The following is a 25,528-nucleotide window of genomic DNA, read 5'->3' on the forward strand; positions in this document are numbered from 1 at the left end:
GTGCCGCGTGACGTACAGCGAGCTTCAGGTGACGACCCACTTCTCGTTCCTGCGCGGCGCGTCGTCGTGCGAGGAACTGTTCGCCACCGCGGCGCTGATGGGGATGCCTGCGCTCGGCGTGGTGGACCGCAATTCGGTCGCCGGCGTCGTGCGTGCGCTTTATGCGTGCGAGCAGCTGGAAAAGAAGGACGGCCTTTTTATCCGCTCGATCCCCGGCTGCCGGCTCGATCTGGTCAGCGGCGACTCGCTGCTCGTCTGGCCGGAGGATCGCGCCGGCTGGACCCGGCTGACCCGCCTGCTGACGCTCGGCAAGTCGCGTGCGGAGGCAAAGGCCGGGGAGAAGGGGCAGTGCTTTCTCCATTGGGAGGATGTCGCCGCGCATGCCGGCGGCCTCGTCGCGGCGCTGGTGCCAGGGCGGGACGGGGCGGCACCGACCGCGCTGGCCGCCACCGCCGATATCTTCGGCACTCGCGGGCACGTCTGCCTGACGCCGTGGCGCAGGCCGGGCGAGCGCCGCCGGCTGCATGAGACCGCCGCCGCCGCCGAAGCCCACGGCCTCGCCCCGCTCGCCACCGGCGACGTGCTGTACCACAGCCCCGATCGCCGCATGCTGCAGGACGTGGTCACCGCGATCCGCGAGAAGTGCACGATCGACGACCTGGGCTTCCGCCGCGAACGCCATGCCGACCGCCATCTCCAGCCACCGGACGAAATGGCGCGGCGCTTCGCCGATCTGCCGCAGGCACTCACCGCGGTGGAGGCGATCGTGGAGCGCTGCACGTTCAGCCTCACCGACCTAGATTACCAATATCCCGACGAGATCATCATGTCCGGCCGCAGTGCGCAGGACGGGCTGGAACGCCTGTCGCGCAACGCGCTGGCGCAGCGGTTCGACGACGATCCGCCCGAAGCCTACACCCGCCAGCTCGACCATGAACTGCGGCTCGTCGCGAAGATGGGCTATGCGCCCTATTTCCTCACCGTGAATTCGATCGTCAGCTACGCACGGTCGATCGACATCCTGTGCCAGGGGCGCGGCTCGGCTGCCAATTCGGTGATCTGCTTCGTGCTGGGCATCACCTCGATCGACCCGATCAAGCACCAACTCCTCTTTGAGCGCTTCGTGTCGGAGGAGCGCCGTGAACCGCCCGACATCGACATCGATTTCGAGCATGAGCGGCGCGAGGAAGTGATCCAGTGGATCTACGAAACCTATGGCCGCGACCATGCCGCGCTGACCGCGGTGGTCAGCCGTTTCCGCACCCGCGGCGCGATCCGCGAGGTGGGCAAGGTGCTCGGCCTGCCAGAGGACATGACGAGCGCGCTGGCGGGGCAGGTATGGGGCTGGTCCAACGAGGGCGTCCCCGACAGCCATGTCGAGGCGCTGAACCTCGATGCCGGCGAGCCGCGCCTCGCGCTCGCGTTGGAACTCGCCAAGGAACTGATCGGCACGCCGCGCCACCTGTCGCAGCATCCCGGCGGCTTCGTGCTGACGCGCGATCCGCTCCACGATCTCGTCCCGATCGAGCCCGCCGCGATGGAGGCGCGCCACGTCATCGAATGGGAAAAGGAGGATATCGAGCATCTCGGTTTCATGAAGGTCGACATTCTCGGGCTCGGCATGCTCGGCTGCATGCGCCGCGCGTTCGACCTGCTGGCCGAGCACAAGGGCGTCGCAATGACGATGGCGAGCGATGCATTGCAGGACGACGACGAGCCGACGTTCGAGATGATCCGCGAGGCGGACACGCTGGGCGTGTTCCAGATCGAGAGCCGTGCGCAGATGAGCATGCTGCCGCGGATGAAGCCGACCGAATTCTACGATCTCGCCATCCAGGTCGCGATCGTCCGCCCGGGCCCCATTCAGGGCGACATGGTGCATCCCTATTTGAAGCGTCGCGCGCTATCCAAGGCGGATCAGGCCAAGATCGAATACCCCAGCCCGCTGCTCAAGGACGTGCTCCAGAAGACGCTGGGCGTGCCGCTGTTCCAGGAACAGGCGATGCAGGTCGCGATCCTGGGTGCCGGGTTCAGCCCGGGGGAGGCGGACCGGCTGCGCCGCGCGATGGCGACGTTCAAGATGACCGGTGGTGTCGGCGAGTTCCGCGACAAGCTGATCAACGGCATGCTGGGGAACGGCATCGCGCTCGATTTCGCCGAGCGGCTGGTGAAGCAGATCGAGGGGTTCGGCAGTTACGGCTTTCCCGAAAGCCACGCGGCCAGTTTCGCCAAGATCGCTTACGCCTCCTCCTGGATGAAATGCCATCACCCGGACGTGTTCTGCGCCGCGCTGCTCAACGCCCAGCCGATGGGCTTCTACGCCCCCGCGCAGATCGTCCGCGACGCCCGCGCGCACGGCGTTGAGGTGTTGCCCGTCTGCGTCATGCGCAGCGAATGGGACACGACGCTGTTTGAAGCGAAGCCCTACAAACCTCTTCCCTTCGGCGAGGCGCGCCTCCTTCCACCCTATACAAGCCTCCACCCGCTCCGCCTCGGCCTGCGCATCGTGCACGGCCTGTCCGCCGCCGATGCCGGCAAGATCCTCGCCGCCCGCGCGATCCGCCCCTTCACCTCGGTGGAGGACGTATGGCGCCGCTCTGGCGTGCCGCTGGCGTCGCTGGAAAAGCTCGCCAAGGCGGATGCCTTTGCCGGCATGGGGCTCGATCGGCGTCAGGCGCTCTGGGCAATCCGCGGGCTGGGCGATTCGCCGCTGCCGCTGCTCGCCGCGATTGAGACAAAGGAGGAGCCCGTCCACCTGCGCGCGCTCACTGCGGGGCGCGAGGTGGTGGAGGATTATCGCGCCACCCAGCTGACGCTGCGCCAGCACCCGCTCACCTTTCTGCGCGGCCGCCTGTCCGAGCGGCGCTGCGTTCCCTGCGGCGAACTCAAGAATACGCCAGAAGGCCGCATGGTCGATGTCGCGGGCATCATCCTCGTCCGCCAGCGGCCCGGCAGCGCCAAGGGCGTCTTGTTCATCACCATCGAGGACGAGACCGGCGTCGCCAACGGCATCCTGTGGCCCGACCGGTTCGAGGCGCAGCGCCGCACCGTCATGTCCTCCGCAATGGTCAGCATCCGCGGTCGCGTGCAGAAGGAAGGCATCGTGATTCACGTCGTCGCTGATTACATCACCGACCTGACAGGGATGCTGCGCGAGGTCGGCGAGATCGACCTGCCCCGCCTGGTCGCGCGCGGCGACGGCGCGACCCACCCCGGCGCGCCCGATCGCGGCGATCCGGATTGGAAGGCCAAGGGCCGCATCGATTATCACTACCGCGACCGCCCCGACATCAACCGGCCGGAGGACGTGATTCCGATCCGCAGCCACGACTTCCATTGATCTTGCTGAAACACTCGGCTTAGGTTCCGCCCGAGCCGGCCCTGATCGGCAGCATGAGAGGAAAGATCGCATGGCCACCGCCGCCCGCAGCCCCGAACCACGCATCGGCCTGACCCCGCACGTTCCCTCGCCCGAGAACAAGGCTGCATTCGATGCCGCGATCGTCGATCCGGACAGCTATGCGCATGAGGAGCGCTACCATGCGATCTTCAACTATCTGCGTGAGGAAGCGCCGGTCTATTGGTGCGAGCCCGATGGGTATCGCCCCTTCTGGACGGTGGCGCGCCACGCCGACATCCGCCGGGTGGAGCTCGACACCGACACCTTCATCAACGACCCGCGCCTGACGCTCGCCACGATCGCCGATGAAGAGCGGATCATGGCGATGACCGGCGGCAACAAGCTGACGCGCAACTTGGTCAGCATGGACAATCCCGACCACAAGCATTTCCGCGCCATGACGCAGGGCTATTTCTCGCCCAAGCACATGAAGCAGCTGGAAGAGGATATCCGCAGCCTCGCCCGCGAAAGCGTGGAGCATATGGCCGCGCTCGGCAGCGAATGCGATTTCGCCAGCGAGGTCGCGATCTGGTTCCCCTTGCGCGTCATCATGCTGACGCTCGGCGCGCCGCGCGAGGACGAAGCGTTCCTGATGAAGATCACACAGGAGGTCTTCGGCGCGCAGGATTTCGACCACATGCGTCCCGAGGAAATGGGCGGCCTGTTCGCCACGATCACCGAATTCAACGCCTGGTGCGATCGCATCACCGCCGACCGCAAGGCGAACCCGCGTGAGGACGTGTCCACCATCATCGCCAATGCGACGCTCACTGACGGCTCGCCGATGGGGAACATGGAGGCGATGAGCTACTACCTCATCATCGCCGCAGCCGGGCACGACACGACCAGTTCGTCGTCGTCGGCGGGCCTGCTGGAGCTGATCCGCAACCCGGAAGAGATGCGCAAGCTGCGCGACGATCCCTCGCTGCTCCCCAATGCGGTGGAGGAGATGATCCGCTGGGCGAGCCCGGTGAAGCATTTCTTCCGCACGGCGGCCAAGGATGCGGAGGTTGGCGGTGTACCGATCAAGGCGGGCGACGGCCTCGTCATGGCCTATCCCTCCGCCAATCGCGACAGCGCGGTCTTCGACGATCCCTTCGCCTTTCGCATTGACCGCGCCAACGTGCGCCAGCATCTGGCCTTCGGCTATGGCCCGCACCTGTGCCTCGGCCAGCACCTCGCCAAGCTGGAGATGCGTATCCTGTTCGAAGAACTGCTCGCCCGTTTCGACGATTTCGCGCTCGCCGGCGATCCCGAATGGACACGCGCCAGCTTTGTCAGCGGCATGAAGCACCTGCCGATACGGTACCGCGCCAAGTGAGCCGACACGATCCGGAGAAACTCTACCCTGGCTTCCCGGGCACCGAGCCGAGCGAGCATATCCGCACCATCCCGGCCTGCGCCGCGCTCGGCATGTCGCAGCGCGCGACGATCGGCGCGCCGGTCGCGACCTCGCTCGATGCGGCGCTGCCGGCGGTCTGCGACACGCACGGCCGCGTCTCTCGGGGCGCGGCGCTGGTGCTGGCCGATCAGGCGACCGCCGGCGGCGTCTTCACCACGCTGCCGCATCCCACGCCGATGATGACGCTGGATCTGCGCGTCGACTGGTTCGGGCCGCTGCCTGCCGCGCCGATAAGCTGCACCATCGACGAGGTGACGCGCGAAGGCGATCTGGCGCTCTCGCGCGGGCATCTGACCAGTGGAGGCAAACCCGTCGGCGCGACCGTCGCGCGCTACCTGGTCGGCTCGATGCCCGGCGGCACGCCCGGCCGCATGGACGGGCGCAGCGAAATGCTACCGCCGTCGACGGCTGCGAATTTTGCCGCTTATCTCGGCGCCGTGCCGACCATTGACGGCATGACCATGCGGCCGCGGTCGGAGCATGTCGGCGCGCCGCTCCCCGCCTATCACGGCGGTGTCATTGCCGGGCTGCTCGAACAAGCCGGCGTCGCAGCGATCGATCCCGCCTTCCGCCCGCTCGATATCGAGATCCGCTTTCTGGCACCCGCGCTCGCAACCTTGCCGCTGGTCGCCCGCGTCGTGCCGCGCCGCACCGGTCGCCGCGCCATCACGCTCGATATCGACGCGCATCAGGGCGACCCGAGCCGCCCTGTCGCCATTGCCCGCATGCTCGCGATCACCGACGCGGCGGGCGATCCCATCCGGCACGCGCTACCCCGCGAATAGCCCGCTTGTCGGCAGGCCAGGCCGATCGCCATCGGCCCGACCTGCTACAACCGATCAGCCGCCGACCGTCTGCTCGATCACACCGAAGATCGGGTGGTGCCGGTCGTCCTCCGCCCAGATGCGCACGGTATCGCCCTTCTTCAGGAACGGCGTCACCGGCTTCCCGCCCGCGATCGTCTCGATCGTGCGCACCTCGGCGATGCACGAATAGCCGACACCGCCTTGCGCAATCGCCTTGCCCGGCCCACCGTCTGCGTCGCGGTTCGACACCGTGCCCGACCCCACGATCGTGCCCGCACCCAGCGCGCGGGTCTTGGCCGCATGCGCCACCAACGTACCGAAGTCGAACGTCATGTCCTCGCCCGCCTCCGCGCGGCCAAACGGCTCGCCATTCAGGTCGACCATCAGCTTGCGATGCAGCTTGCCGTCCTGCCACCAGTCGCCCAGCGCGTCGGGCGTCACGAACACCGGCGAGAAGGCAGAGGCCGGCTTCGACTGGAAGAAGCCGAAGCCCTTGCCCAGTTCGCCGGGAATGAGGTTCCGCAACGACACGTCGTTGGTCAGGCCGACCAGCCGGATCGCCGCCAATGCCTCCTCGCGGCTGGCGCCCATCGGCACGTCGCCGGTGACGACCACCACCTCGGCCTCCAGGTCGCAGCCCCAACTCTCGTCCGCGAGCGGGATCGAGTCGCGCGGGCCAAGGAAACCGTCCGATCCGCCCTGATACATCAGCGGATCGTGCCAGAACGTTTCGGGCATTTCCGCCCCGCGCGCCTGCCGCACCAGCGCGACATGGTTCACATAGGCCGAGCCATCCGCCCACTGATAGGCGCGCGGCAGCGGCGAGGCGGCATCGCGCTCGTGAAAGCGCTCGCGCGGGATCACTTCATGGTCGAGGTCGGTGGCCAGGTTCTGCAGATCAGGCAGCAGCCGATCCCAATCGTCCAGCGCCGCCTGCAGCGTCGGCGCGATGTGCGTCGCATCGGCGCACCACGCGAGATCGGTCGACACCACGACAAGCTTGCCGTCACGGCCATGCTTCAGGCTCGCAAGTTTCATCCGTTACCTCTCTTTCACCACCGGCATAAGCCCGCGCTGCGCGCAAAGTCGAGGGCCGAGCAGACCGCAAACGCACCATAACAAAAGTTACTTGACCCCTTGATGCGGTGTGGCGACAAGCGTGCATTGGCTTTCCAACCGAGGTTACTTCCATGTCGCTCGACCAGATCGCGGGCCGTTTCGCGTACAATGAGGATCACGAGGCGTTCCGCCAGACGGTGCGCAGCTTCCTGGCCAAGGACGGGGTGCCGCACGCCGACCAGTGGGAAAAGGACCGGCTCGTTCCCAAGAGCTTCTGGCAGAAGGCCGGCGCGGTCGGCATGCTGTGCCCGACGGTGCCAGAGGAATATGGCGGCCTTGGCCTCGACTTCGGCTACAATGCGATCGTCGACGAGGAGATGGCCTATTCGGGCGTGCCCGCCGGCTTCTCGCTGCAGTCGGATATCGTCGCCGGCTACATGGAGCATTACGGCTCGGAGGAGCAGAAAAAGGAATGGCTGCCCAAGATGGTGTCGGGCGACGTCATCACCGCGATCGCGATGACCGAACCGGGCACGGGCAGCGACCTTCAGTCGATCCGCACGACCGCGAAGAAGGACGGCAACCATTATGTCATCAACGGGTCGAAGACGTACATCACCAACGGCCAGAACACCGATCTGACGCTGGTCGTCGCCAAGACCGATCCCGACGCCCAGCCCGCCTATAAGGGCATGTCGATCATCCTGGTCGAAAGTGATCGCGAGGGGTTCAGTAAGGGTCGCAAGCTCGACAAGATCGGCCAGGACGCGGCGGACACGTCCGAGCTGTTCTTCGAGGACGTGCGCGTGCCGATCACCAATTGCCTCGGCGAAGAGGGCATGGGCTTCATCTACCTGATGAGCCAGCTGCCGCAGGAGCGCCTGTCGATCGCGGTGTCGACCCATGCTTCGGCGCAGAAGGCGTTCGACGATACGGTCGCCTTCGTGAAGGAGCGCAAGGCGTTCAAGGGCACCGTGTTCGACTTCCAGAATACCAAGTTCGTGCTCGCCGACCTGAAGGCAAAGCTGCAGATCGGCTGGGCACACCTCGATTGGGCGATCGCGCGGCACCTGAAGGGCGAACTGACCAACGAGGAAGGCGCCGCGGCGAAGCTGTGGCACACCGACCTTCAGTGGGAGGTCATGGACAAGTGCCTCCAGCTGCACGGCGGCGCCGGCTATATGAACGAATATCCGATCGCGAAGATGTGGCGCGGTGCCCGCGTCAGCCGGATCTACGGCGGCACCAACGAGATCATGAAGGAAGTGATCAGCCGCAAGCTGTGACCGCGCGGGCGCGGCTGGCGCCCGTTTCCTTCACCTCGGAAAGGCGGATGTGGCCCATCCGCCTTTTCTGTTTGGGGTGATGCGCCTCCTGTCCTCAGGCCGCCTTGCTGCCGCCCCGCAACTGATCCACGAACCCATCGGTGCTGCGCCGCAGGGTTCGCGCGTGGTCGGACAATGTGCCGGCCGCGGCGCGCACCTGCTCCGCCAACGTATTCGTCTCGTTCGCCACCGTCGCCACCCGGGCGATCCGCTGTTCGATCATGTCCACCCCGCGCGCAGCCTCGTGCGCGGTACGCTCGATATCGGCCGCCACTGCACGCTGCCCGGCCACCGCGCCCTTGATGTCACCCGCCGCGTTGGCGACGCGCGAGGCAGCGTCAGCGGCACCGACGATATTGGCCTCGGCGGCACCCACCGCATCGCGCACGCTTTCGATCAGCGCCACGATCTTGTCGCTGGCGCGCGCGGTGCCGCCCGCCAGCTGCTTCACCTCGCCGGCCACCACGGCAAAGCCGCGCCCCGCGTCGCCGGCGCGCGCCGCCTCGATCGAGGCATTGAGCGCCAGCAGGTTGGTGCGGGTCGCGATCTCGTGAATTTCGCCCACCAGCCCACCGATGTCCCCGGCGCGCTCGGCCAGGTCCTGCACCTTGCCTTTGCCGGCGTCGGCATCACGCTGCACCGTACCGGTCAGCGCCGCCTGCGCGCTTGCGCTGTCGGCGATGTCGCCGATCGAGTCGGTCAGGCGTCGTACCGCCTCCGCCACGCCTTGGGTCGCGCCCGCCGCCTGCGCCGCGCCTGCGGCCACTTCGTTGGACTGGCGCCCGGCGTCCGACGCGATCCGGGTCAACGTCGCCGCCGAACCTTCCAGCGCCGCCGCGGCGCCCTCGATCGCAATCGCCACCGTGGCGACCGATGCTTCGAAATCGTCTGCCAGCGCCATCAGGGCGCCCCGGCGCTCGTCCGACAAGCGCGCCTCCGCCCGCTTACGCCGCTCGCGCTCGCTGGCGGACCGCGCCTCCGCCTCCTGCACCGCGGCAAGTGACGCAACCGCCGTGTCATGCTCGGCCTGCGCCACCGCGGTCAGGCGCTCGCTTTCGGCCCGTGCCGCATCCTGCGCCACGATCAGACTGCGCAGCCGCACCCCAAGATAAGCCAGCGCCGCACATTGCATCACCACCGCAACACCATGAAACAACACGCGGCCCAGCGTGCCGCCATTGTCGAACACCCAGGCGGGCACGAGATACGACAGCAGCAGGTGGTGCACCAGGATCAGCACCGAGGCGACCACCAGCGGCCGCCAGTCGCACATCAACGCCAGCGCGGACAGCGCGACGAAGAAGTACATGTGCGCATCCATCTGCCAGGCATCTTCGGCCATCATGAACACGTTGAGTGCCGGCATCACCGCCGCAAGAATGCCGAAGCTCAGCCGCGTCGCCAGCGCTTCGGGCGCGCGCAGCGCAAGGAACACCGGCACGACGGTGACAGCCGCCGCCGCGGCGGTTGCCGCAACGGTGTTGGGCATGTCCAGCACCTTGCCCCAGGCGAACAGCAGGGGGACGCCCAGGCAACTCACGATCGCCAGCAGGCGAACCGCACGCACGTGCAGCGCATCAATGGAGGACATCAGCGCACCTCTCCGCACCAGGATCGCGGGGCCGCAAGCGTCAGCACGCCCGCCCGCAGCAAGGGCCAGAACAAGGCCGCGCGCTGCCCGCGAACGACCAGCCCATCCCCCGGGCCGCGCGCCAGCAGCATCGCGTCGCCATTGCGCGCGAGCCGCGCGACCGGGGCGCCGCTCCGCAGCGGCAGCAGAAGCATTTCGCCCTTGGCGGGCGGCGCAAACGCCAGCAGGCCGATAGAGGCCGTGCCGATGGCAAGCTGCGCGGCAAGCAAGGTGTTGATGGCAAAGGAGGATCGATTCACATGGTCCAGTTAGAACCGAACCGTTGAGGCGGAGTAAAGGACGGGCGCGGACGCGATGACGCAGATCGTGCGGGAACTTGACTTGGCGACGGTTCGCCCGCATCTAGCGCAGTATCGAGACGTCGGCAGCGTGATCGGGCCTTGCGGCCCCGGCTCCGTCTCGGTCGATCGAACCGGCTTCCCATATCACGCGGGGTGTCAATTTCCCCGCCTCCCGTGCGCCGATTGGCTTGCGGGCCGCTACCTATAGGTATTTCCATGTCATTTTCCGACCTTGGCCTCGCCGAGCCGCTTGTCCGCGCGCTTGAAGCAAAGGGCTATGAAACCCCCACTCCGATTCAACGCGACTCGATCCCCACGGTGCTGACCGGCCGCGACCTGCTCGGCATCGCCCAGACCGGCACCGGCAAGACCGCCGCCTTCGTGCTGCCGTCGATCCAGCGCCTGCTGGGCAGCGAAAAGCGCGTACTGCCGACGCATGTGCGCATGCTGGTGCTGGCGCCGACGCGCGAGCTTGCCAGCCAGATCGCCGACAATGCGAAGCTGTATGCGCGCAATTCGCGCCTTACCGTCGCTACCGTGTTCGGCGGCACCAGCATCAACAAGAACCGTCAGGATCTCTCGCGCGGGATCGACATCCTGGTCGCCACGCCGGGCCGCTTGCTTGACCTGGTGGAGCAGGGCTTCTGCAATCTGACGATGCTCGAGATCCTCGTGCTCGACGAAGCCGACCAGATGATGGACCTCGGCTTCATCCATGCGCTGAAGAAGATTGTGCGCATGGTCCCGCGCCGTCGCCAGACCTTGTTCTTCTCGGCCACCATGCCGACCTCGATCCGCGACTTGGCCAATCAGTTCCTCACCGATCCGCAGACCGTATCCGTCGTGCCAGCCTCGACCACGGCCGAGCGCGTCGAGCAGCAGGTCGTGCTGGTCAACCAGACCGAGAAGCAGGCGCTGCTCACCATCCTGATCCAGGAAGAGGGCATTGACCGCGCGCTGGTCTTCACCCGCACCAAGCATGGCGCCGATCGGGTGGTGAAGCTGCTCGCCGGTAACGGCATCGCCGCCAACGCCATCCACGGCAACAAGAGCCAGCCGCAGCGCGAGCGCGCGCTCGCCGCGTTCAAGAGCGGTGAGGTGCCGATCCTGGTCGCCACCGACATCGCGGCGCGCGGCATCGACATTTCGGGCGTCAGCCACGTGTTCAATTTTGAGTTGCCCAACGTGCCCGAGCAATACGTCCACCGCATCGGCCGCACCGCGCGCGCGGGCGCCAGCGGTATCGCCATCTCCTTCTGCGCCGACGATGAGCGGCCGTACCTGAAGGACATCGAAAAGCTGACGCGTCAGAAGGTGCCGCAGCGCGCCCTGCCGACCGATTTCCTGAAGCGCGCCGATGCGCTGAAGGCCGCGCGCGTAAAGGCGATCGGCGCCGATCCCGCCCCGCGCGAGGATCGCCCGCGCCAGCAGCGTGGTCCCGCACGGCCGAAGGCGACGCATGCCCCCACTGCGACGCGCGATTATGCGAACGCCAGCCGTCGTGGTGGCGGTGGCGGTGGCGGTGCCCGTCCGGGTGGCGGTGGTCGCGGCCGTGGCGGTCGTGGTCGCGGCGGCGGTGGCGGCGCCCGCGCGACCGCACAGGGCTGACACCAGAAGTCTTCCGTTCGCTCCGAGCCTGCCGAAGAGCGTGTCTCCAGCGATAGCGCTGGCGGCACATGTTTCGACAGGCTCAGCACGTTCGGCGTCAGGGGGCCCCGCGTGTCCCGGGCGCGGCACCGCCTCGCGTCGCCTCTGCAACCGCACGCGGCCCTGATCAGTTGCTCCTCTTCAAAGAGGAGACATGACCATGGATATCGCAACCGGCCCCTTGGTGGAGCGCATCGCCCGCGTGCTTGCCGGCGAGCGGCTGAGCGCCAACGGCCACGGCGATCAGGAATCGGCCGGCAGCGCCGTGGACGCCGCCTGGCCCGATTACCGCGACGCGGCGATCGCGGTGCTGCACACCTTGCGCGCGCCCAGCGCCGCCATGGCAGCGGCCGGCGACCCCGCGGTGTGGGAACGCATGGTGCTCGCCGCCCTCAAGGAAGCGCAGCCCACCGCCGCCTGAGTACGGAAAGCTGCCGCCAACCCGCAGCAATCGGCGGGGCAGCGGCGCTATCCAGCTATCAGGCGAGCACCGTCAGCCATTCCTCTTCCGGCGCGCGCGGCGCGCGTGTCCGGTTGGCCGGCTCGTCCTTGTCCTCATAGCCGATCGCCACCCCGCAAAAGAGCATGCGTTCGGATGGCGTGCCGAGAAACGCCTCCACCGTGTCGGGATACACCGCCCAGCATTCCTGCGGGCAGGTCGCCAGGCCCTTTTCCACCGCCAGCAGCATCAGGTTCTGCAGGTACATGCCAAGGTCGGCCCATTGCGGCGGCCCCATGCGGCGATCCACCGTCACGAAGAAAGCGGCGGGTGCACCGAAGAACTGGAAGTTGCGCGCAAACCACTGCGCCCGCGCCCGCTTGTCCTCGCGCGGGATGCCGAGGTGCCCGTACATGATCTCGCCGATCTGGAACGTGCGCGCCTTGGTCGCGTCCGTCATCTCGCGCGGATAGATGTCGTAGCCGGGTTTTTCGGTCTCGCGCCGCTCCAGCTTGCCGCGCATGATCTCCTTTAGCTCGTCCATCTTCGCGCCCGCGACGATGTCGATGTGCCATGGCTGGATGTTGCCGCCGGTCGCGGCGCGGGCAGAGGTCAGTGCCAGGTCCTTCAGCACTTCCATCGGCACTTCCTTGTCGAGGAACCCGCGGACGGAGCGCCGCTCCTTCACTGCTTCGGTTACATTCATTCGCCTCTCCACCTCTTGCCGTGCGCGTCAAATCGCGCCACATGGGCGGTCGGGATAACATCTGTTATGGAGAGTCGGAAGATGGCCGAGGCGTATATCGTCGAAGCAGTTCGGACGGCTGGTGGTCGCCGCGGGGGTAAGCTCGCGGGTGTCCATCCAGTTGATCTGGCGGCACAGGTGCTGGATGCGGTGATCGAGCGATCGGGGATCCCCGGCGACGCGGTCGAGGACGTCATCATGGGCTGCGTCAGCCAGGGTGGCGAGCAGGCCGGCCAGGTCGGCCGCAATGCGGTGCTCGCGTCCAAGATGCTCGCGCAGTCGACCCCGGCGGTGACGATCGACCGTCAGTGCGGCTCGTCGCAGCAGTCGATCCAGTTCGCGGCGCAGGCGGTGATGTCTGGCACGCAGGACGTGGTGATCGCGGCGGGCATCGAAAGCATGAGCCGCGTACCGATGGGCTCGACCTACAAATTGTTCTACGACGCCGGTCTCGGCAAGAACAAGTCGCCGGGTCTAGAGGAGAAGTTCCCGGGCATCAACTTTAACCAGTTCGCTGGTGCGGAGATGATCGCCAAGAAGTACGGCTTCTCGCGCGAAAAGCTCGACGATTATTCGCTGAACTCGCACCGCAAGGCGGTTGCGGCCACGCAGGGTGGCAAGTTCAAGGATGAGATCGTGCCGGTCGAGGTGGAAACGCCCGAGGGCAAGGAACAGCACACCACCGACGAGGGTATCCGCTACGATGCGTCGGCCGAGGGCATGGCTGGCGTCAAGAAGCTGTCCGAAGACGGCGTGCTGACCGCCGCCTCGTCCAGCCAGATCTGCGATGGCGCCAGCGCGGTGCTGATCGTCAGCGAGGAAGCGCTGAAGAAGTATAACCTCAAGCCACTGGCGAAGATCGTGAACCTGACGGTCACCGCCGGCGACCCGGTCGTGATGCTCGAAGAGCCGCTGTTCGCGACCGACAAGGCGCTGAAGAAGGCCGGCCTGTCGATCGACGACATTGATCTGTACGAAGTGAACGAAGCGTTCGCCTCGGTGCCGGTCGCCTGGCTGGAGCATACCAAGGCGAACCCGGAAAAGCTCAACGTGAACGGCGGCGCGATCGCGCTCGGCCACCCGCTCGGCGCCTCGGGCACGAAGCTGATGGCAACGCTGGTGCACGAACTGAAGCGTCGCGGCGGCCGTTACGGCCTGCAGACGATGTGCGAGGGCGGCGGCGTGGCCAACGTCACGATCATCGAAAACTGCGACTGGCAGGGCGACGTCGCGCAAGCGGCGGAGTAACACCTCGCGTCCACTCAACCGTCACCCCGGCCTCCGTGCCGAGGTGACGGTGGTGCTTGGCCCAATATCATCGATGAAGGCGCTACCTAGCGCCAGAGTTAACCGTGGATTCCGGGACCAGCCCGGCATGACGATCGGGAGGGGACCCTACACATGAAACTCGACAACACCGTATCCGCCGTCATCACCGGCGGCGCGTCCGGCCTCGGCGCGGCCACCGCGCGCCGGCTTGCGGCCAAGGGCGTGAAGGTCGCCATCTTCGATCTTCAGGAAGAAAAGGGCGAGGCGCTCGCCAAGGAACTCGGCGGCGTGTTCTGCAAGGTGAACGTAACGGACGAGGCATCAGTCGACGCAGGTTTCGCCAAGGCGCGCGAGGCGATCGGCCAGGAGCGTATCCTGGTGAATTGCGCGGGCACCGGCAATGCGATCAAGACTGCCAGCCGCAGCAAGGAAGACGGCTCGATCAAGCACTTCCCGCTCGATGCGTTCAACTGGATCATCCAGATCAACCTCGTCGGCACGTTTCGCTGCATTGCGAAGTCGGCCGCCGGCATGATGACGCTTGACCCGACCGAAGACGGTGATCGCGGCGCCATCGTCAACACCGCGAGCGTGGCGGCAGAGGACGGCCAGATCGGCCAGGCGGCTTATTCCGCATCGAAGGGCGGCGTCGTCGGCATGACCCTGCCGATCGCGCGCGACCTGATGAACGAGGGCATTCGCTGCAACACGATCCTGCCGGGCATCTTCAACACGCCGCTGTTGCAGGGCGCGCCGCAGAACGTGAAGGACGCGCTGTCCGCCTCGGTGCCGTTCCCCAAGCGCCTCGGCGAGCCGGACGAATATGCCGCACTCGCTGAGCTGATGATCGAGAACGGCTATTTCAACGGCGAGGACGTCCGCCTCGACGGCGCAATCCGCATGGCGCCTCGGTGAGCCGCAGCGCGGACATGCGCATGCTGCGCATGATCTCGCGCAAGGCCGGCCAGCGCGGCGCCTGGCGCCGCGTCTGACATCACGGGACTTGCTCCCGTGACGGGCCATCAAAAAGATCATCGTCACTTAGCGTCGTCACACCGGGCTCATCTCGGCGTCCACTGGATTCGCAACCGCTGATACCGGAAACGTGCGGCTCGGTGGATGCCGCGACAGGTCCGGCATGACGAGGAGTCACCCATGTCCCGCCCCACCCCTTGGCGCCTGCTGCGCGAATCCTATCCCCGCCACGACGTGAAGCAGACTCGCTTCCAGGATCTCGACACCATGGGGCACCTCAACAACGTCGCCTTCGCCGCGCTGTTCGAGGACGCGCGCGTGCGCCTGAACCAGCATCTTGGCCGCGTGAGCCGCGGCATGATGGCCGAAGGGTCGTTCCGCGCCGTGGTCGCACGCAACGAGATCAACTATCTGGCGGAAGGAAGCTTCCCTGAGGACGTTGAGATCAGCATCGGCATCGGTCGGGTCGGTAATCGCAGCTTCGAAATGCTGAGCGCCGCCTTCCAGTCGGGCCGGTGTATCGCCACCTGCGACACGACGATCGTTATGACCGATCCCAAAGGCGAGAGCCTGCCCGCCAATTTCGTTGAGCGGCTAAAGGCTGTGCAGATCAAGGGCGCGTAGCCAGCACAATCAGGACGGCGCCGTCCTTGCGCTGCGCCTGACGCGACTTAGACGCAAAGGTGCCGCGAACATCCGGATTGAGTGTTCGCGGCACCTCTTATCCCGTTCTTACGGCCGGTATGACGTTCCGGCTGCGACGGGCTCAGCCCCTGCCGCGCAGCGTACCGAGTGTGGCGAGGCCAAGCACGCCGACCAGCGCGGCGGTCGCCCAGGGGCGCTGCTTGGCGAAGCTCTTAGCCTGGCCGACCACCTGCGGCTGGCCGTCAACGCCCGGCGCCATCGCCTTCTGCACCGACCCCTTGAGCTGGTCGATCACGCCGCTGGCCTGCATCGAGCGATCGTTGGTCGCCGCGCCGGCGGTTTCCTTTACCTTGCCGGTAACCGTGTTGACGTCGGCGGTCAGTGCGTCTGCCATGGTAAACTCCCGTTGCTGTTTGTTCGGGGAGGACAACCGTCAGCGACGCATTTTGTGCCGCAGCGGCCGGATATATCCCAGCCGCCGCGTCATTTCGCGGTGTCAGCGCGTCAGTCGACGAACACCGGCGCGCGCTTCTCCATGTTCGCCTTCACGGCCTCCACCTGATTGGGCGAGCGCATCAGCTTGATCTGTTCGTCGCTCTCGCCCTGCAGCATGGTGGCGGTGTCGCCGTCCACCATCAGGTTGATGAGCCGCTTCGACGCTTTCACCGCATCGGGATTACGCCCGGCGATCTCGCACGCCAGGTCGAACGCCGCGGCGCGCGGATCGTCCGCAAGCCGGGTGATGAAGCCATAGCGCTCACCCTCGGCGCCGGTGAATTCCCGCGCGCTATAGGTCAGGTCGCGCAACACGTCGTCGCGCGCCAGCGTCCGCCACAGCGCGAGGCCCGCCATATCGGGCACCAGCCCCCAATAGGTCTCACGGATCGACAGGCGCACATCCGGACGGGCGATGCGCACGCAGGCGCCCGACATGATCTGGAAGCCGCCGCCGAGCGCGACGCCGTGCACCGCTGCGATCACCGGCATCGGCAGCGTGCGCCAGCCCCAGGCGACGTTCTGAGCCGTATTCGCCATTCCATGGCTGCGCTTGCCCAGATCGTTGCCCGATCCGCCCGCCGCCATCGATGCCATGTCGAGCCCGGCGCAGAACGCCCGCCCCTCGCCCGACAGCACCACGACGCGCACGTCGGTCATGCCGGCAAGCTTCTCGATCGCGGCATTAATCCCGGCGAACATCGCAGGGTCGAGCGCGTTCATCTTGTCCGCCCGGTTCAGCCGCACGTCGGCAATGCCGTCATTCACCGTAATCGTAACGCGCTCTTCCATGTCTCTCTCCCGCATAAATGATACGATCGACTTAGATGAGCCGATCGCGCGCATCAATGCCGCGATATTGCACGCTAGGTTCGCCGGTGTCACACGGCGGGGATGAAGATCGAAGAGGCTCTAGGCGACATACCGGGCATGAAGGACGTGCGCTTCGGCGGGCATGGCGGCCGGCTCGGCATCGCCTATCGCGCGCACGGCCCCGACTGGTGCGAACTGACGTTGCCCTATCAGGAAGACATCATCGGTGACGAGGATACGGGCGTTATCGCCTCCGGACCGATCTTCGCGCTGATGGACATCGCCACCAGCCTCGCCACCATGCGCAAGCTCGGCCGGTTCGTGCCGCATGCGACGCTCGACCTGCGGGTCGATTACCTGCGCCCCGCCAAGCCCGGTCACACCGTGATCGGCCATGGCGAATGCTACGCGATCAAACGTTCGATCAGCTTCGTGCGCGGGCAGGCGCATGATGGCGATCCGACCGATCCCATTGCGCATGTCTCGGGCACCTTCATGTTCCTGGGGGACGGCGCATGAAGCTGCCGCCCTATGCCGATCTGCTGGGCGCCAGCCTCCAGTGGGAAGACGGCTTACCGATCCTTGCCATGCCGTTCGGCCCCGACGTGCTCGGCCGCCCCGGCTTCGTGCAGGGCGGCGCGATCACCGGGCTGATCGAGGTTGCCGCACTCGCCGCGCTGCGTCACCAGCTCGCCGGCGAAGGCGGCGGCCGGGTAAAGCCGATCAACGTCACGATCGATTTCATGCGCGGCGGGCGCGAGCGCGTCACCTATGCGGCGGGCACCGTGACCCGGCTTGGCAACCGGATCGCCAACGTGGAGGCGATCGCCTGGCAGGAAAGCCGTGACAAGCCGATCGCCTCCGCGCGGATGAACTACCTTATTGTGCGGGGGTGAGCCGGATCATTCGCCCCTGCGACCCACGCTGTCCGTCTTCCAGCACGTAGATCGATCCGTCGGGCGCCTGCTCCACCTCGCGGATGCGCGCACCCATGTCCCACTGGTCGCCCTTTCGCGCATCCGTGCCGTTCAGGTCGACGCGGACCAGCGCCTGCGACGACAGGCCGCCGATGAAGGCATCGCCCTTCCACTGCGGGAACATGTCGCCTGAATAGATCATCAGCCCGCCCGGCGAGATCACCGGCGTCCAGAACACCTTGGGTGCTTCGAAGCCGTCGCCGGGGCTGTGATCGGGGATCGGGCGACCGTCATAATGATCGCCATTCGACACCTTCGGATAGCCGTAGTTGCGGCCGGGGAGCACCAGGTTCAGCTCGTCGCCGCCCTTCGGCCCCATCTCCTGCTCCCACAGATTGCCCGCTGAATCGAACGCGATGCCCAGCAGGTTGCGGTGGCCGTAGCTCCACACCGCGGGATGGAAACCCTTCGCGGCGAGCGGATTGCCGGGCGCCGGTTTTCCATCCAGCGTCAGGCGCAGCACCTTGCCGAGCGTCGCCTTGGGATCCTGCGCGGGGTCGAACTTCTGCCGCTCGCCGTTGGTGAAGAACAGATACCGTCCATCGGGCGAGAAGGCGATCCGGCCCGAATAATGGCCGTTCCCCTCCACCAGCGGTGTGGCGCGGAACAGCACTTCGATCTGGCGCAGCTTCTCCGAACCGGCCGCCGCGTCGTCGAGGACGCCGCGCGCCAGCACCACGCCCTTGCCGCCGTCCCCTGCGGCCGACCAGCTCAGATACACGCGCTTCGACCGCGCGAAATCGGGCGCCAGCACCACGTCCATCAACCCGCCCTGCCCGGCGGAATCGACCGGCAAGGTCGCCAGCGTCAAGCGGCTCTTGCCGTCCGCGGCCACGAGCAGCAGCTGCCCGGCCTTCTCCGTCACCAGCATGCGGCCGTCCGGCAGGAACGTCATCGCCCAGGGGCTGTCGAAATCCGCAACGACCGTCTCGGCAAACGGCTTGCCGCCGTTCGTCATGGCGGCCGGCTCGGTGCCGGCGGGCGCGGTGGCGGCCTGCGGGTCGGCGGAACAGGCGCTGGCGGCGAGCAGGCCGGCGGCGAATAGACTGCGAGCGATCACGGGAACTCCTGGGTTCGTAGATGTTGCTTTTCAATCCAGCGATGGCGAGCCAAGTTCCGCCGTCAACAAATCATCACAAAGCACGCGCTGACGCTGTCGCGGGCCGGTCCGCATCATTCTTCCACAATCCGGGCGTCGCCAGTTCGAGCACGTGTCCGTCGGGATCGTTGAAATACAGGCTCCGGCCGCCCGCCGGCCAGGTGACTTCCTGCGTCACCGCCACGCCATGCGCCCGCAACTGCGAACGCCAGCGCTCATAATCGGCGGCTCCGATGCCGAATGCCATATGGAGCGGCCCGTGTCCGTCATGCCCCGGGATCGTCCCGCGCGGCGTCGCCACATCCTCCACTGAAAGGCCGCGCGCGAAGACAAGCAGCACGCTGCCATGCCCCGCGTCAAAGGCGGTCAGCCGATCGCTTTCGATCATTGCCGACAGGCCCAGCACATCGCGGAAGAACGCCACCGATCGCGCCATGTCGTCGACGTACAAGGCGGTCTCGAGCACCCCGGCGATGCGCGGCCCGCTCACCGGCATATTCCCAAGCGGCGCGCATAATCGCGCACCCCGTCGATCAGCGAACGATGATGGTACATGCCCAGTCCTTTCAGCCGCTCCACATCGAGCACCAGCCGCGGCACGTCCACCGGGCGCGCCGGCCGAAACAACAACGGCACCCGCGCGCCCAAGGCTTCCTCGACCGTCGCCACCACCTCCAGCAGCGAATGGCCGATCCCGCTGCCGATGTTCAGCGTGGTGCCCGCCACATCGTTCACCAGCAGCGCGGCCACGCTCTCCACGCAATCATCGATATAGATATAGTCGCGCACCACCGTGCCGTCGCCCCACACCTCCAGCGCCCCTCCGTCGCGCAGCTTGCCCAGAATGACCGAAACGAGCCCCTGCGCGCCCGTCAACGACTGGTGCATGCCATAGGGGTTGGAGGGCCGCAGCGTCAGCAAGCGCAATCCACGCGTGCGCGCCAGGAACTGGAGATGCAGCTCGGTTTCGAGCTTCGCCTGCCCATAAAAGCCGATCGGTGCGCACGGATCGTCTTCCGTCGCATAATCGCGGCTGGTGGCGCCATAAACGGTGCCGCCGGACGAAAAGAACACCAGCCGCACGCCGCGATCCGCCAGCCGCGCCGCCAGCCGCCGCGTCGGCGCGATGATCGCATCCTGCTCGGCCTGGTAATGCGCCTCCGTGCTCGACGGCAGCATGGAGGAGGCGAGCTGCACCACCGTGTCGATCGCGTGATCCGCGATCAGTGCCATGATGCCATCGGTGTCGGTCAACGGCAGGTCGACCCAGCGACCGTTCGATGCGCCACGCGTGCCATGCCCGGTCAGCAGCACGCGATGGCCACCCCGTTCCAGCCGCGCCGCGAGATTGGTGCCGATAAACCCGCCCCCGCCCAGCAGCAGGAACGTCCGTGGCGCGGCTGCGGACGCTGGAGCGTTCACCCGGGCACCCGCTCGCTACGCGGCGTCGAACAAGGCGGCGAGCTGCTCGATGATCGTGCCGCCCAACTGCTCGGCATCCATGATCGTCACCGCGCGGCTGTAATAGCGCGTCACGTCGTGCCCGATGCCGATCGCGATCAGCTCCACCGGCGATTTGCGCTCGATCCAGTCGATCACCTGCCGCAAATGCCGCTCAAGGTACGATCCGCTGTTCACCGACAGGGTCGAATCGTCCACCGGCGCGCCGTCGGAGATCACCATCAGGATACGCCGCTCTTCGGGTCGTGCGATCAGCCGGTTGTGCGCCCAAAGCAGCGCCTCGCCGTCGATATTCTCCTTCAGCAGCCCCTCGCGCATCATCAGGCCCAGCGAGTTCCGCGCCCGCCGCCACGGCTCGTCCGCCATCTTGTAGACGATGTGGCGCACGTCGTTGAGGCGGCCCGGCTGCGGCGGGCGGCCGGCGGCCAGCCACGTCTCGCGGCTCTGCCCACCCTTCCACGCGCGGGTGGTGAAGCCCAGGATCTCCGTCTTCACGCCGCACCGCTCCAGCGTGCGCGCGAGGATATCGGCGCTGATCGCCGCGATCGAAATCGGCCGCCCGCGCATCGAGCCCGAATTGTCGATCAGCAGCGTCACCACCGTGTCCTTGAACTCGGTGTCCTTCTCCGCCTTGTACGACAGCGACTGCATGGGATTGATGACGACCCGCGCCAGCCGCGCGGCGTCCAGCAGCCCTTCTTCCTGGTCGAAATCCCACGAGCGGTTCTGCTGCGCCATCAGCCGCCGCTGCAATCGATTGGCCAGTCGCGAAACGACCGCCTGCAGCGGAACGAGCTGCTGGTCGAGATAGCCGCGCAGGCGCGCCAGTTCGTCGGCGTCGCACAATTCGGTGGCAGCGATCACCTCGTCGAACTGGTTGGTCCACGCCTTGTATTCGAATTGCGGCGACCAGTCGGTGTTCGGGCGATTGGGACGCACCGGCTGCATGCCCTCTTCGCCATCGTCGCCGGGCTCGCCATCGAGATCGTCGAAGCTTTCCTCGCCCTGCTCCTGGCCCTCGCCCTCGCTATCGTCCGCTTCGCGCTGCTCGCCGCGCTGCTCGGATTCGGCCTGGCCTTCGCCGTCCTGGCTTTCGCCCTCCTCGCCCTCGTCCTGCTGCTCGCTGTCGGTGCCCTCGTCCTCGCTGCCCCCCTCGTCGGCCTCCTCCGGGACCTGATCGCTCTCGATCAGCTCCAGATCCTCGAGCAGCTTCCTGGCGAGCGACTGAAACGCGCGCTGATCGTCCAGCGCCAGCGCCAGGCTCGACAGGTCCGAGCGCTCCTCGATCCACTCGCGCACCAGTGTCAGGCCGGGCTGCGCCGCCGCCGGCGCCTGCTCCCCCGTCAGCGCTTCGCGCACCAGCAGCCCGAGCGCAGTAGACAACGGCACCTCGTCGCGCGTGCGGGCGCGGGTGATCGGATCGGCACGCAGCTTTACGTCGAGCGCGCGCGCCAGATTGTCGGTAATCCCGCGATAGCCCCGGCTGCCGATCGCCTCGACCCGCGCGCCTTCCACCGCATCGAACACCGCGCGCGCCAGCGCCTCCTGCGGCGCGCCGCGCTGGTGCATCGCCGTGTCGTGATGCTTCAGCCGCAGGGCAAAGCCATCGGCAAAGCCGCGCGCTTCCGCCACCTGATCGGCCGGCAGGCTGCGCGCGGGCATTGGCACTTTCAGATGCTTGCCCGATTGCGTCGGCGCATCGGCGGTAAAGGCAAGCTCCACCTCCTGCTCCTCCGACAGCGCACGCGACGTGCCGCCAAGGACGTTCTTGAACCGATCGAGCGGCGTTTCGCTGGCCATTATTTACTGCCTCGTCGATCAGAGCTAACCATTATCAACAGACCGCCACTTGAGAGCGCCTCGATCAAGCCTTCTGCGCCATGCCAACTCGCTGTTCTATCGGTGGGTCCAACACCAGAGCTTCGGCGATGGCTGGCGGGATTGGCGCTGGACCAGCAATCAACCTCGTCGGCGCATAAGCGGCGATGTCTTCGCCAAGCAAGGCCGAATAGCCCTCGATTGCAGCGGCAAACACCTGCGTCTCAAGCAAGCGTACAAGCTTGGGTGACAACCTAGCCTGCCACGACTGCGCGCCGGCAAGTGCCGCCAGCGCTACATGCTCGGGAACGTCGCGCCGTACTTCGCTGAGCGGTCCGTTAAGGAGGATAAGTGATTGCGGCTTGATGGATAACAGCGCTCCTCCATGCTCGATAATGGTTCCGTTTTGGCCGCCATAGACGAATCGCGGCATCCACCCGGCACCATTCACCACATCAGAAAGCATCTTTAGCTGTGGAACGCTTAGAAATGCTGCAATGCGGGCCGCTGTCGCCGCAGCCTGATCGAACATCGTGTGAAAGTTGAGGAACAAGACGTTCTCAGTGCCGAAGTCACTCTTCAGATATCGGAACAGCGGCGTGCGATCGACAAAGTACGTACTTACTGCCGCTTGCCCGAAAAATGGATAATAAAAGTTAGCTCGCTCACCCTTGCTCACATGACCCTTCAGATCATGCAAGTAATGTGAATAAGCCTGATCAACCGGGTGACGAAGAGATATGATGAACTTGACGCTTCCATCCCGCGGAAGATGCGCGGCCTTCTCCTTCAGCTTACCATCCAGACGCGAATATCCCGGACTGAAATCAAGATAATAAGCACCAGCCCGATGCGGACCGTACATATTCTCTAGCAATTCGGGACTGCCGCGCTCAAGCCAATGAACCTCCTTTTCGCGGGAGGCCTGGATGAAGGGCCGATTGGCTGCGTCTGCCAAGCTACTGAACAGGTAAGACGTGCCTCCTCGCGGCAGTCCAGGGCTGATCAGCCACTGCACGCAAGGCATGGGATCAGTCACCGCTCCACTCAGCCCCTGCCCACCACGCTTTCGGGCAGGTCCTTGCCGAACACGCGCTGGTAATATTCCGCCACCAGCGGCCGCTCCGCCTCGTCGCATTTGTTGAGGAACGACAGGCGGAAGGCGAAGCCCACGTCCTTGAAGATCAGCGTGTTCTGCGCCCAGGTGATCACCGTGCGCGGGCTCATCACGGTGGAGATATCGCCGTTAATGAAGCCCTTGCGCGTCAGGTCGGCCACGCGAACCATGTCCTCGACCTGCTTCTTGCCCTCCGGCTTGTCATACTCGCCCGACTTGGCGAGCACGATGTTCGCCTCGGTCGCGGCGGGCAGATAGTTCAGCGTGACCACGATGTTCCAGCGGTCCATCTGGCCCTGGTTGATCTGCTGCGTGCCATGATAGAGCCCGCTGGTATCGCCGAGGCCCACCGTATTGGCCGTGGCGAACAGGCGGAAGTGCGGGTTCGGGCGGATCACGCGATTCTGGTCGAGCAGCGTTAACTTGCCCTCCGTCTCCAGCACGCGCTGGATCACGAACATGACGTCAGGGCGCCCGGCGTCATATTCGTCGAAGACGAGCGCGGTCGGCGTCTGCAGCGCCCACGGCAGCAGCCCCTCGCGAAATTCGGTGATCTGCTGCCCGTCCTTCAGCACGATCGCGTCGCGGCCGATAAGATCGATGCGGCTGATGTGCGCGTCGAGGTTGATGCGGATGCACGGCCATTTCAGCCGCGCCGCGACCTGTTCGATATGCGTCGACTTGCCCGTGCCGTGATAGCCCTGCACCATCACGCGGCGATTGTGCGCAAAACCTGCCAGCACCGCCATGGTCGTGTCCGGATCGAACACATAAGCGGGGTCGAGATCGGGCACCCGCTCGTCCGCCTCGCTGAACGCGGGGCATTGCATGTCGCTGTCGATGCCGAACATCTCGCGCACGCTGACCATCTTGTCGGGCGCGTCGAGGATCGTCGTCTCGCGGCTGTCGGGAAGCGTGTTGGGAATGTCGGTCATGCGCGCCTCGGAAGTAACACGACTGCCTTAGGCGGCTTGGCGGCGGTTATTCAACCTTTTGCTTTCGCCGGCAGGTGGAGGAGGCTGATGAAGCGTGCCGCCCGATTGCGGTCGCCGGCAATCCACATGCTGTCTTCATCGAGGGCTGCTGGTTGTGGCATAAGCGTCCGATCGCTCCTGCTGGAGATACCCGATGCCTAACGACAAGCTGGTGACCTGCGTCTGGTTCGATCGCGGTCAGGCGCGCGAGGCCGCCACCTTCTACGCCGGCCTGTTCCCGGACAGCCACGTCGGCCAGGCGCTCGATACCGCGACTGACAACCCCTCCATGCCGGCGGGCGAGGAATTGACGGTGGAATTCACCGTGCTCGGCCGACCCTTTCTGGGGCTGAACGGCGGGCCGAACTTCACGCCCAACGAAGCCGTCAGCTTCATGGTGCTCACCGACGATCAGGCCGAGACCGATCGATACTGGAATGCCATCGTCGACAATGGCGGGGCGGAGAGCGCCTGCGGCTGGTGCAAGGATCGCTGGGGCTTCTCGTGGCAGATCACGCCCCGCGCCCTGATGGCGGCGATGGCCGATCCCGACCGCGCCGCCGCCAAACGCGCGATGGAGGCGATGATGACCATGACCAGGATCGACATCGCCACGATCGAGCGCGCCCGCGCCGGCGCTTAGGCCGAAAAGGACTGAGATTATGTTCGAGCTGAAGATCGAACGCGTCATCGATGCGCCCGTCGCCATCGTCTGGCAGGCGTGGACCCTTCATTATGCCGAATGGTTCGTACCGCGCCCGTGGACGCTCGAGGTGATCGAGAATGATCTGCGCACCGGCGGGCGCAGCGCGTTGATGATGCGCGGCCCCGATGGCGAGGAAAATTCTTCGGAGGGCGTCTATCTGGAGGTTGTCCCGCAGCAGCGGATCGTCTCAACCGACGCGCTCAAAGCAGGCTGGGTACCGGCCGAGCCGTTCCTGGTGCGGATCGACGAATTCGCCGAGCATGCAGGGCAAACGCGCTACACCGCGCGGGCGCGCCACTGGAGCGCCGAAGCACGCGATCAGCATGCTGCCATGGGCTTCGAACCCGGCTGGAACGCCGCCACCGATCAGCTCGAAGAGGTGGTCGCCCGCTTGAAACGTGGCTGATCGGCAAAAGCCCCTCCC

General features: G+C 66.1%; 25 protein-coding genes. 13 read left to right on the plus strand and 12 right to left on the minus strand.

The window, feature by feature from the left end:
• Positions 1-7 precede the first annotated feature (7 nt).
• From SPDO_RS09105 to SPDO_RS09115, 3 genes are all read left to right on the plus strand, one after another.
• A complete protein-coding gene (locus SPDO_RS09105; RefSeq protein ID WP_088367175.1) occupies positions 8-3,340 on the plus strand; it encodes an error-prone DNA polymerase in 3,333 nt (1,110 codons plus the stop codon).
• A gap of 70 nt (positions 3,341-3,410) precedes the next feature.
• Positions 3,411-4,721 carry a cytochrome P450 gene (locus SPDO_RS09110; RefSeq protein ID WP_088367176.1) on the plus strand — a complete coding sequence of 437 codons (1,311 nt, stop codon included), beginning with the start codon at positions 3,411-3,413 and terminating at the stop codon, positions 4,719-4,721.
• Positions 4,718-5,587, plus strand: coding sequence for a PaaI family thioesterase (locus SPDO_RS09115; protein WP_088367177.1), 870 nt, complete (start codon positions 4,718-4,720; stop codon positions 5,585-5,587). Before SPDO_RS09110 ends, SPDO_RS09115 begins: the two co-directional genes overlap by 4 nt.
• Before the next feature lie 54 nt (positions 5,588-5,641).
• Here SPDO_RS09115 and SPDO_RS09120 read toward each other — a convergent pair whose 3' ends face one another.
• Positions 5,642-6,646: a fumarylacetoacetate hydrolase family protein gene (locus SPDO_RS09120; RefSeq protein WP_088367178.1), complete on the minus strand. Its 1,005-nt coding sequence runs from the start codon at positions 6,644-6,646 to the stop codon at positions 5,642-5,644.
• A gap of 152 nt (positions 6,647-6,798) precedes the next feature.
• Between SPDO_RS09120 and SPDO_RS09125 the strand changes: the two genes are divergently transcribed.
• On the plus strand, positions 6,799-7,953 hold the full coding sequence (locus SPDO_RS09125; protein WP_088367179.1) for an acyl-CoA dehydrogenase family protein: 1,155 nt from the start codon (positions 6,799-6,801) through the stop codon (positions 7,951-7,953).
• A 94-nt stretch (positions 7,954-8,047) separates the two neighbouring features.
• Here SPDO_RS09125 and SPDO_RS09130 read toward each other — a convergent pair whose 3' ends face one another.
• Positions 8,048-9,583 carry a methyl-accepting chemotaxis protein gene (locus tag SPDO_RS09130; protein WP_088367180.1) on the minus strand — a complete coding sequence of 512 codons (1,536 nt, stop codon included), beginning with the start codon at positions 9,581-9,583 and terminating at the stop codon, positions 8,048-8,050.
• Positions 9,583-9,882, minus strand: coding sequence for a hypothetical protein (locus SPDO_RS09135; RefSeq protein ID WP_088367181.1), 300 nt, complete (start codon positions 9,880-9,882; stop codon positions 9,583-9,585). Before SPDO_RS09135 ends, SPDO_RS09130 begins: the two co-directional genes overlap by 1 nt.
• Positions 9,883-10,140: 258 nt before the next feature.
• Between SPDO_RS09135 and SPDO_RS09140 the strand changes: the two genes are divergently transcribed.
• A complete protein-coding gene (locus SPDO_RS09140; protein ID WP_088367182.1) occupies positions 10,141-11,532 on the plus strand; it encodes a DEAD/DEAH box helicase in 1,392 nt (463 codons plus the stop codon).
• 199 nt (positions 11,533-11,731) lie between these two features.
• Complete coding sequence (locus tag SPDO_RS09145) at positions 11,732-11,992, plus strand: hypothetical protein (protein ID WP_088367472.1); 261 nt, start codon at positions 11,732-11,734, stop codon at positions 11,990-11,992.
• 58 nt (positions 11,993-12,050) lie between these two features.
• Here the strand turns inward: SPDO_RS09145 and SPDO_RS09150 are convergent, their stop codons facing one another.
• A complete protein-coding gene (locus SPDO_RS09150; protein WP_088367183.1) occupies positions 12,051-12,716 on the minus strand; it encodes a nitroreductase in 666 nt (221 codons plus the stop codon).
• A gap of 81 nt (positions 12,717-12,797) precedes the next feature.
• Between SPDO_RS09150 and SPDO_RS09155 the strand changes: the two genes are divergently transcribed.
• The 3 genes from SPDO_RS09155 to SPDO_RS09165 all read left to right on the plus strand — a co-directional run bounded on the left by SPDO_RS09155 (position 12,798) and on the right by SPDO_RS09165 (position 15,623).
• The gene (locus SPDO_RS09155) at positions 12,798-14,003 is read left to right on the plus strand and encodes an acetyl-CoA C-acetyltransferase (RefSeq protein ID WP_088367184.1); all 1,206 of its coding nucleotides are present in this window, start codon (positions 12,798-12,800) and stop codon (positions 14,001-14,003) included.
• 153 nt (positions 14,004-14,156) lie between these two features.
• Positions 14,157-14,939 (plus strand): SDR family NAD(P)-dependent oxidoreductase, encoded by a 783-nt coding sequence (locus tag SPDO_RS09160; protein WP_088367185.1) that lies wholly within the window; start codon positions 14,157-14,159, stop codon positions 14,937-14,939.
• A gap of 240 nt (positions 14,940-15,179) precedes the next feature.
• A complete protein-coding gene (locus tag SPDO_RS09165; RefSeq protein WP_088367186.1) occupies positions 15,180-15,623 on the plus strand; it encodes an acyl-CoA thioesterase in 444 nt (147 codons plus the stop codon).
• Between the two features lie 142 nt (positions 15,624-15,765).
• Here SPDO_RS09165 and SPDO_RS09170 read toward each other — a convergent pair whose 3' ends face one another.
• Complete coding sequence (locus tag SPDO_RS09170; RefSeq protein ID WP_088367187.1) at positions 15,766-16,038, minus strand: CsbD family protein; 273 nt, start codon at positions 16,036-16,038, stop codon at positions 15,766-15,768.
• Between the two features lie 110 nt (positions 16,039-16,148).
• Entirely contained in the window at positions 16,149-16,931 is a 783-nt protein-coding gene (locus tag SPDO_RS09175; protein ID WP_088367188.1) for a crotonase/enoyl-CoA hydratase family protein, read from the minus strand.
• 102 nt (positions 16,932-17,033) lie between these two features.
• On the opposite strand from SPDO_RS09175, the gene SPDO_RS09180 reads away from it, so the two are divergent.
• Both SPDO_RS09180 and SPDO_RS09185 read left to right on the plus strand, forming a co-directional pair.
• On the plus strand, positions 17,034-17,471 hold the full coding sequence (locus tag SPDO_RS09180) for a PaaI family thioesterase (protein WP_088367189.1): 438 nt from the start codon (positions 17,034-17,036) through the stop codon (positions 17,469-17,471).
• Positions 17,468-17,848, plus strand: coding sequence for a PaaI family thioesterase (locus SPDO_RS09185; protein WP_088367190.1), 381 nt, complete (start codon positions 17,468-17,470; stop codon positions 17,846-17,848). Before SPDO_RS09180 ends, SPDO_RS09185 begins: the two co-directional genes overlap by 4 nt.
• On the opposite strand, the gene SPDO_RS09190 is transcribed toward SPDO_RS09185, so the two are convergent.
• The 6 genes from SPDO_RS09190 to cobS form a co-directional block, all read right to left on the minus strand.
• Positions 17,832-18,986, minus strand: a complete 1,155-nt coding sequence (locus SPDO_RS09190) for a PQQ-dependent sugar dehydrogenase (protein WP_245829390.1) — start codon at positions 18,984-18,986, stop codon at positions 17,832-17,834. The two genes, SPDO_RS09185 and SPDO_RS09190, sit on opposite strands and share 17 nt — an antisense overlap.
• Before the next feature lie 76 nt (positions 18,987-19,062).
• Entirely contained in the window at positions 19,063-19,518 is a 456-nt protein-coding gene (locus tag SPDO_RS09195; protein ID WP_211280035.1) for a VOC family protein, read from the minus strand.
• Positions 19,515-20,450: an NAD-dependent epimerase/dehydratase family protein gene (locus SPDO_RS09200; protein WP_088367192.1), complete on the minus strand. Its 936-nt coding sequence runs from the start codon at positions 20,448-20,450 to the stop codon at positions 19,515-19,517. The genes SPDO_RS09195 and SPDO_RS09200 overlap by 4 nt, the downstream gene beginning before the upstream one ends.
• A gap of 15 nt (positions 20,451-20,465) precedes the next feature.
• Positions 20,466-22,289: a cobaltochelatase subunit CobT gene (gene cobT, locus SPDO_RS09205; RefSeq protein WP_088367193.1), complete on the minus strand. Its 1,824-nt coding sequence runs from the start codon at positions 22,287-22,289 to the stop codon at positions 20,466-20,468.
• Between the two features lie 64 nt (positions 22,290-22,353).
• Positions 22,354-23,346 carry a hypothetical protein gene (locus SPDO_RS09210; RefSeq protein ID WP_143559625.1) on the minus strand — a complete coding sequence of 331 codons (993 nt, stop codon included), beginning with the start codon at positions 23,344-23,346 and terminating at the stop codon, positions 22,354-22,356.
• Between the two features lie 8 nt (positions 23,347-23,354).
• Positions 23,355-24,359 (minus strand): cobaltochelatase subunit CobS, encoded by a 1,005-nt coding sequence (gene cobS, locus SPDO_RS09215; RefSeq protein ID WP_088367195.1) that lies wholly within the window; start codon positions 24,357-24,359, stop codon positions 23,355-23,357.
• Positions 24,360-24,552: 193 nt separating this feature from the next.
• On the opposite strand from cobS, the gene SPDO_RS09220 reads away from it, so the two are divergent.
• The gene (locus SPDO_RS09220) at positions 24,553-25,041 is read left to right on the plus strand and encodes a VOC family protein (RefSeq protein WP_088367196.1); all 489 of its coding nucleotides are present in this window, start codon (positions 24,553-24,555) and stop codon (positions 25,039-25,041) included.
• A gap of 19 nt (positions 25,042-25,060) precedes the next feature.
• Entirely contained in the window at positions 25,061-25,510 is a 450-nt protein-coding gene (locus SPDO_RS09225; RefSeq protein WP_088367197.1) for an SRPBCC family protein, read from the plus strand.
• The last annotated feature ends 18 nt before the right edge of the window (positions 25,511-25,528 follow it).

It is taken from the genome of Sphingomonas dokdonensis (assembly GCF_002197685.1).
In the GTDB taxonomy this organism is placed as follows: Bacteria; Pseudomonadota; Alphaproteobacteria; order Sphingomonadales; family Sphingomonadaceae; genus Sphingomonas; species Sphingomonas dokdonensis.

Coding starts and splice junctions, on each gene's coding strand:
- SPDO_RS09110 (WP_088367176.1), top strand. CDS start 3,411: ATGGCCACCGCCGCCCGCAGCCCCGAACCACGCATCGGCCTGACCCCG.
- SPDO_RS09120 (WP_088367178.1), bottom strand. CDS start 6,646: ATGAAACTTGCGAGCCTGAAGCATGGCCGTGACGGCAAGCTTGTCGTG.
- SPDO_RS09125 (WP_088367179.1), top strand. CDS start 6,799: ATGTCGCTCGACCAGATCGCGGGCCGTTTCGCGTACAATGAGGATCAC.
- SPDO_RS09130 (WP_088367180.1), bottom strand. CDS start 9,583: ATGTCCTCCATTGATGCGCTGCACGTGCGTGCGGTTCGCCTGCTGGCG.
- SPDO_RS09140 (WP_088367182.1), top strand. CDS start 10,141: ATGTCATTTTCCGACCTTGGCCTCGCCGAGCCGCTTGTCCGCGCGCTT.
- SPDO_RS09145 (WP_088367472.1), top strand. CDS start 11,732: ATGGATATCGCAACCGGCCCCTTGGTGGAGCGCATCGCCCGCGTGCTT.
- SPDO_RS09150 (WP_088367183.1), bottom strand. CDS start 12,716: ATGAATGTAACCGAAGCAGTGAAGGAGCGGCGCTCCGTCCGCGGGTTC.
- SPDO_RS09155 (WP_088367184.1), top strand. CDS start 12,798: ATGGCCGAGGCGTATATCGTCGAAGCAGTTCGGACGGCTGGTGGTCGC.
- SPDO_RS09160 (WP_088367185.1), top strand. CDS start 14,157: ATGAAACTCGACAACACCGTATCCGCCGTCATCACCGGCGGCGCGTCC.
- SPDO_RS09165 (WP_088367186.1), top strand. CDS start 15,180: ATGTCCCGCCCCACCCCTTGGCGCCTGCTGCGCGAATCCTATCCCCGC.
- SPDO_RS09170 (WP_088367187.1), bottom strand. CDS start 16,038: ATGGCAGACGCACTGACCGCCGACGTCAACACGGTTACCGGCAAGGTA.
- SPDO_RS09175 (WP_088367188.1), bottom strand. CDS start 16,931: ATGGAAGAGCGCGTTACGATTACGGTGAATGACGGCATTGCCGACGTG.
- SPDO_RS09180 (WP_088367189.1), top strand. CDS start 17,034: ATGAAGATCGAAGAGGCTCTAGGCGACATACCGGGCATGAAGGACGTG.
- SPDO_RS09185 (WP_088367190.1), top strand. CDS start 17,468: ATGAAGCTGCCGCCCTATGCCGATCTGCTGGGCGCCAGCCTCCAGTGG.
- cobT (WP_088367193.1), bottom strand. CDS start 22,289: ATGGCCAGCGAAACGCCGCTCGATCGGTTCAAGAACGTCCTTGGCGGC.
- cobS (WP_088367195.1), bottom strand. CDS start 24,359: ATGACCGACATTCCCAACACGCTTCCCGACAGCCGCGAGACGACGATC.
- SPDO_RS09220 (WP_088367196.1), top strand. CDS start 24,553: ATGCCTAACGACAAGCTGGTGACCTGCGTCTGGTTCGATCGCGGTCAG.
- SPDO_RS09225 (WP_088367197.1), top strand. CDS start 25,061: ATGTTCGAGCTGAAGATCGAACGCGTCATCGATGCGCCCGTCGCCATC.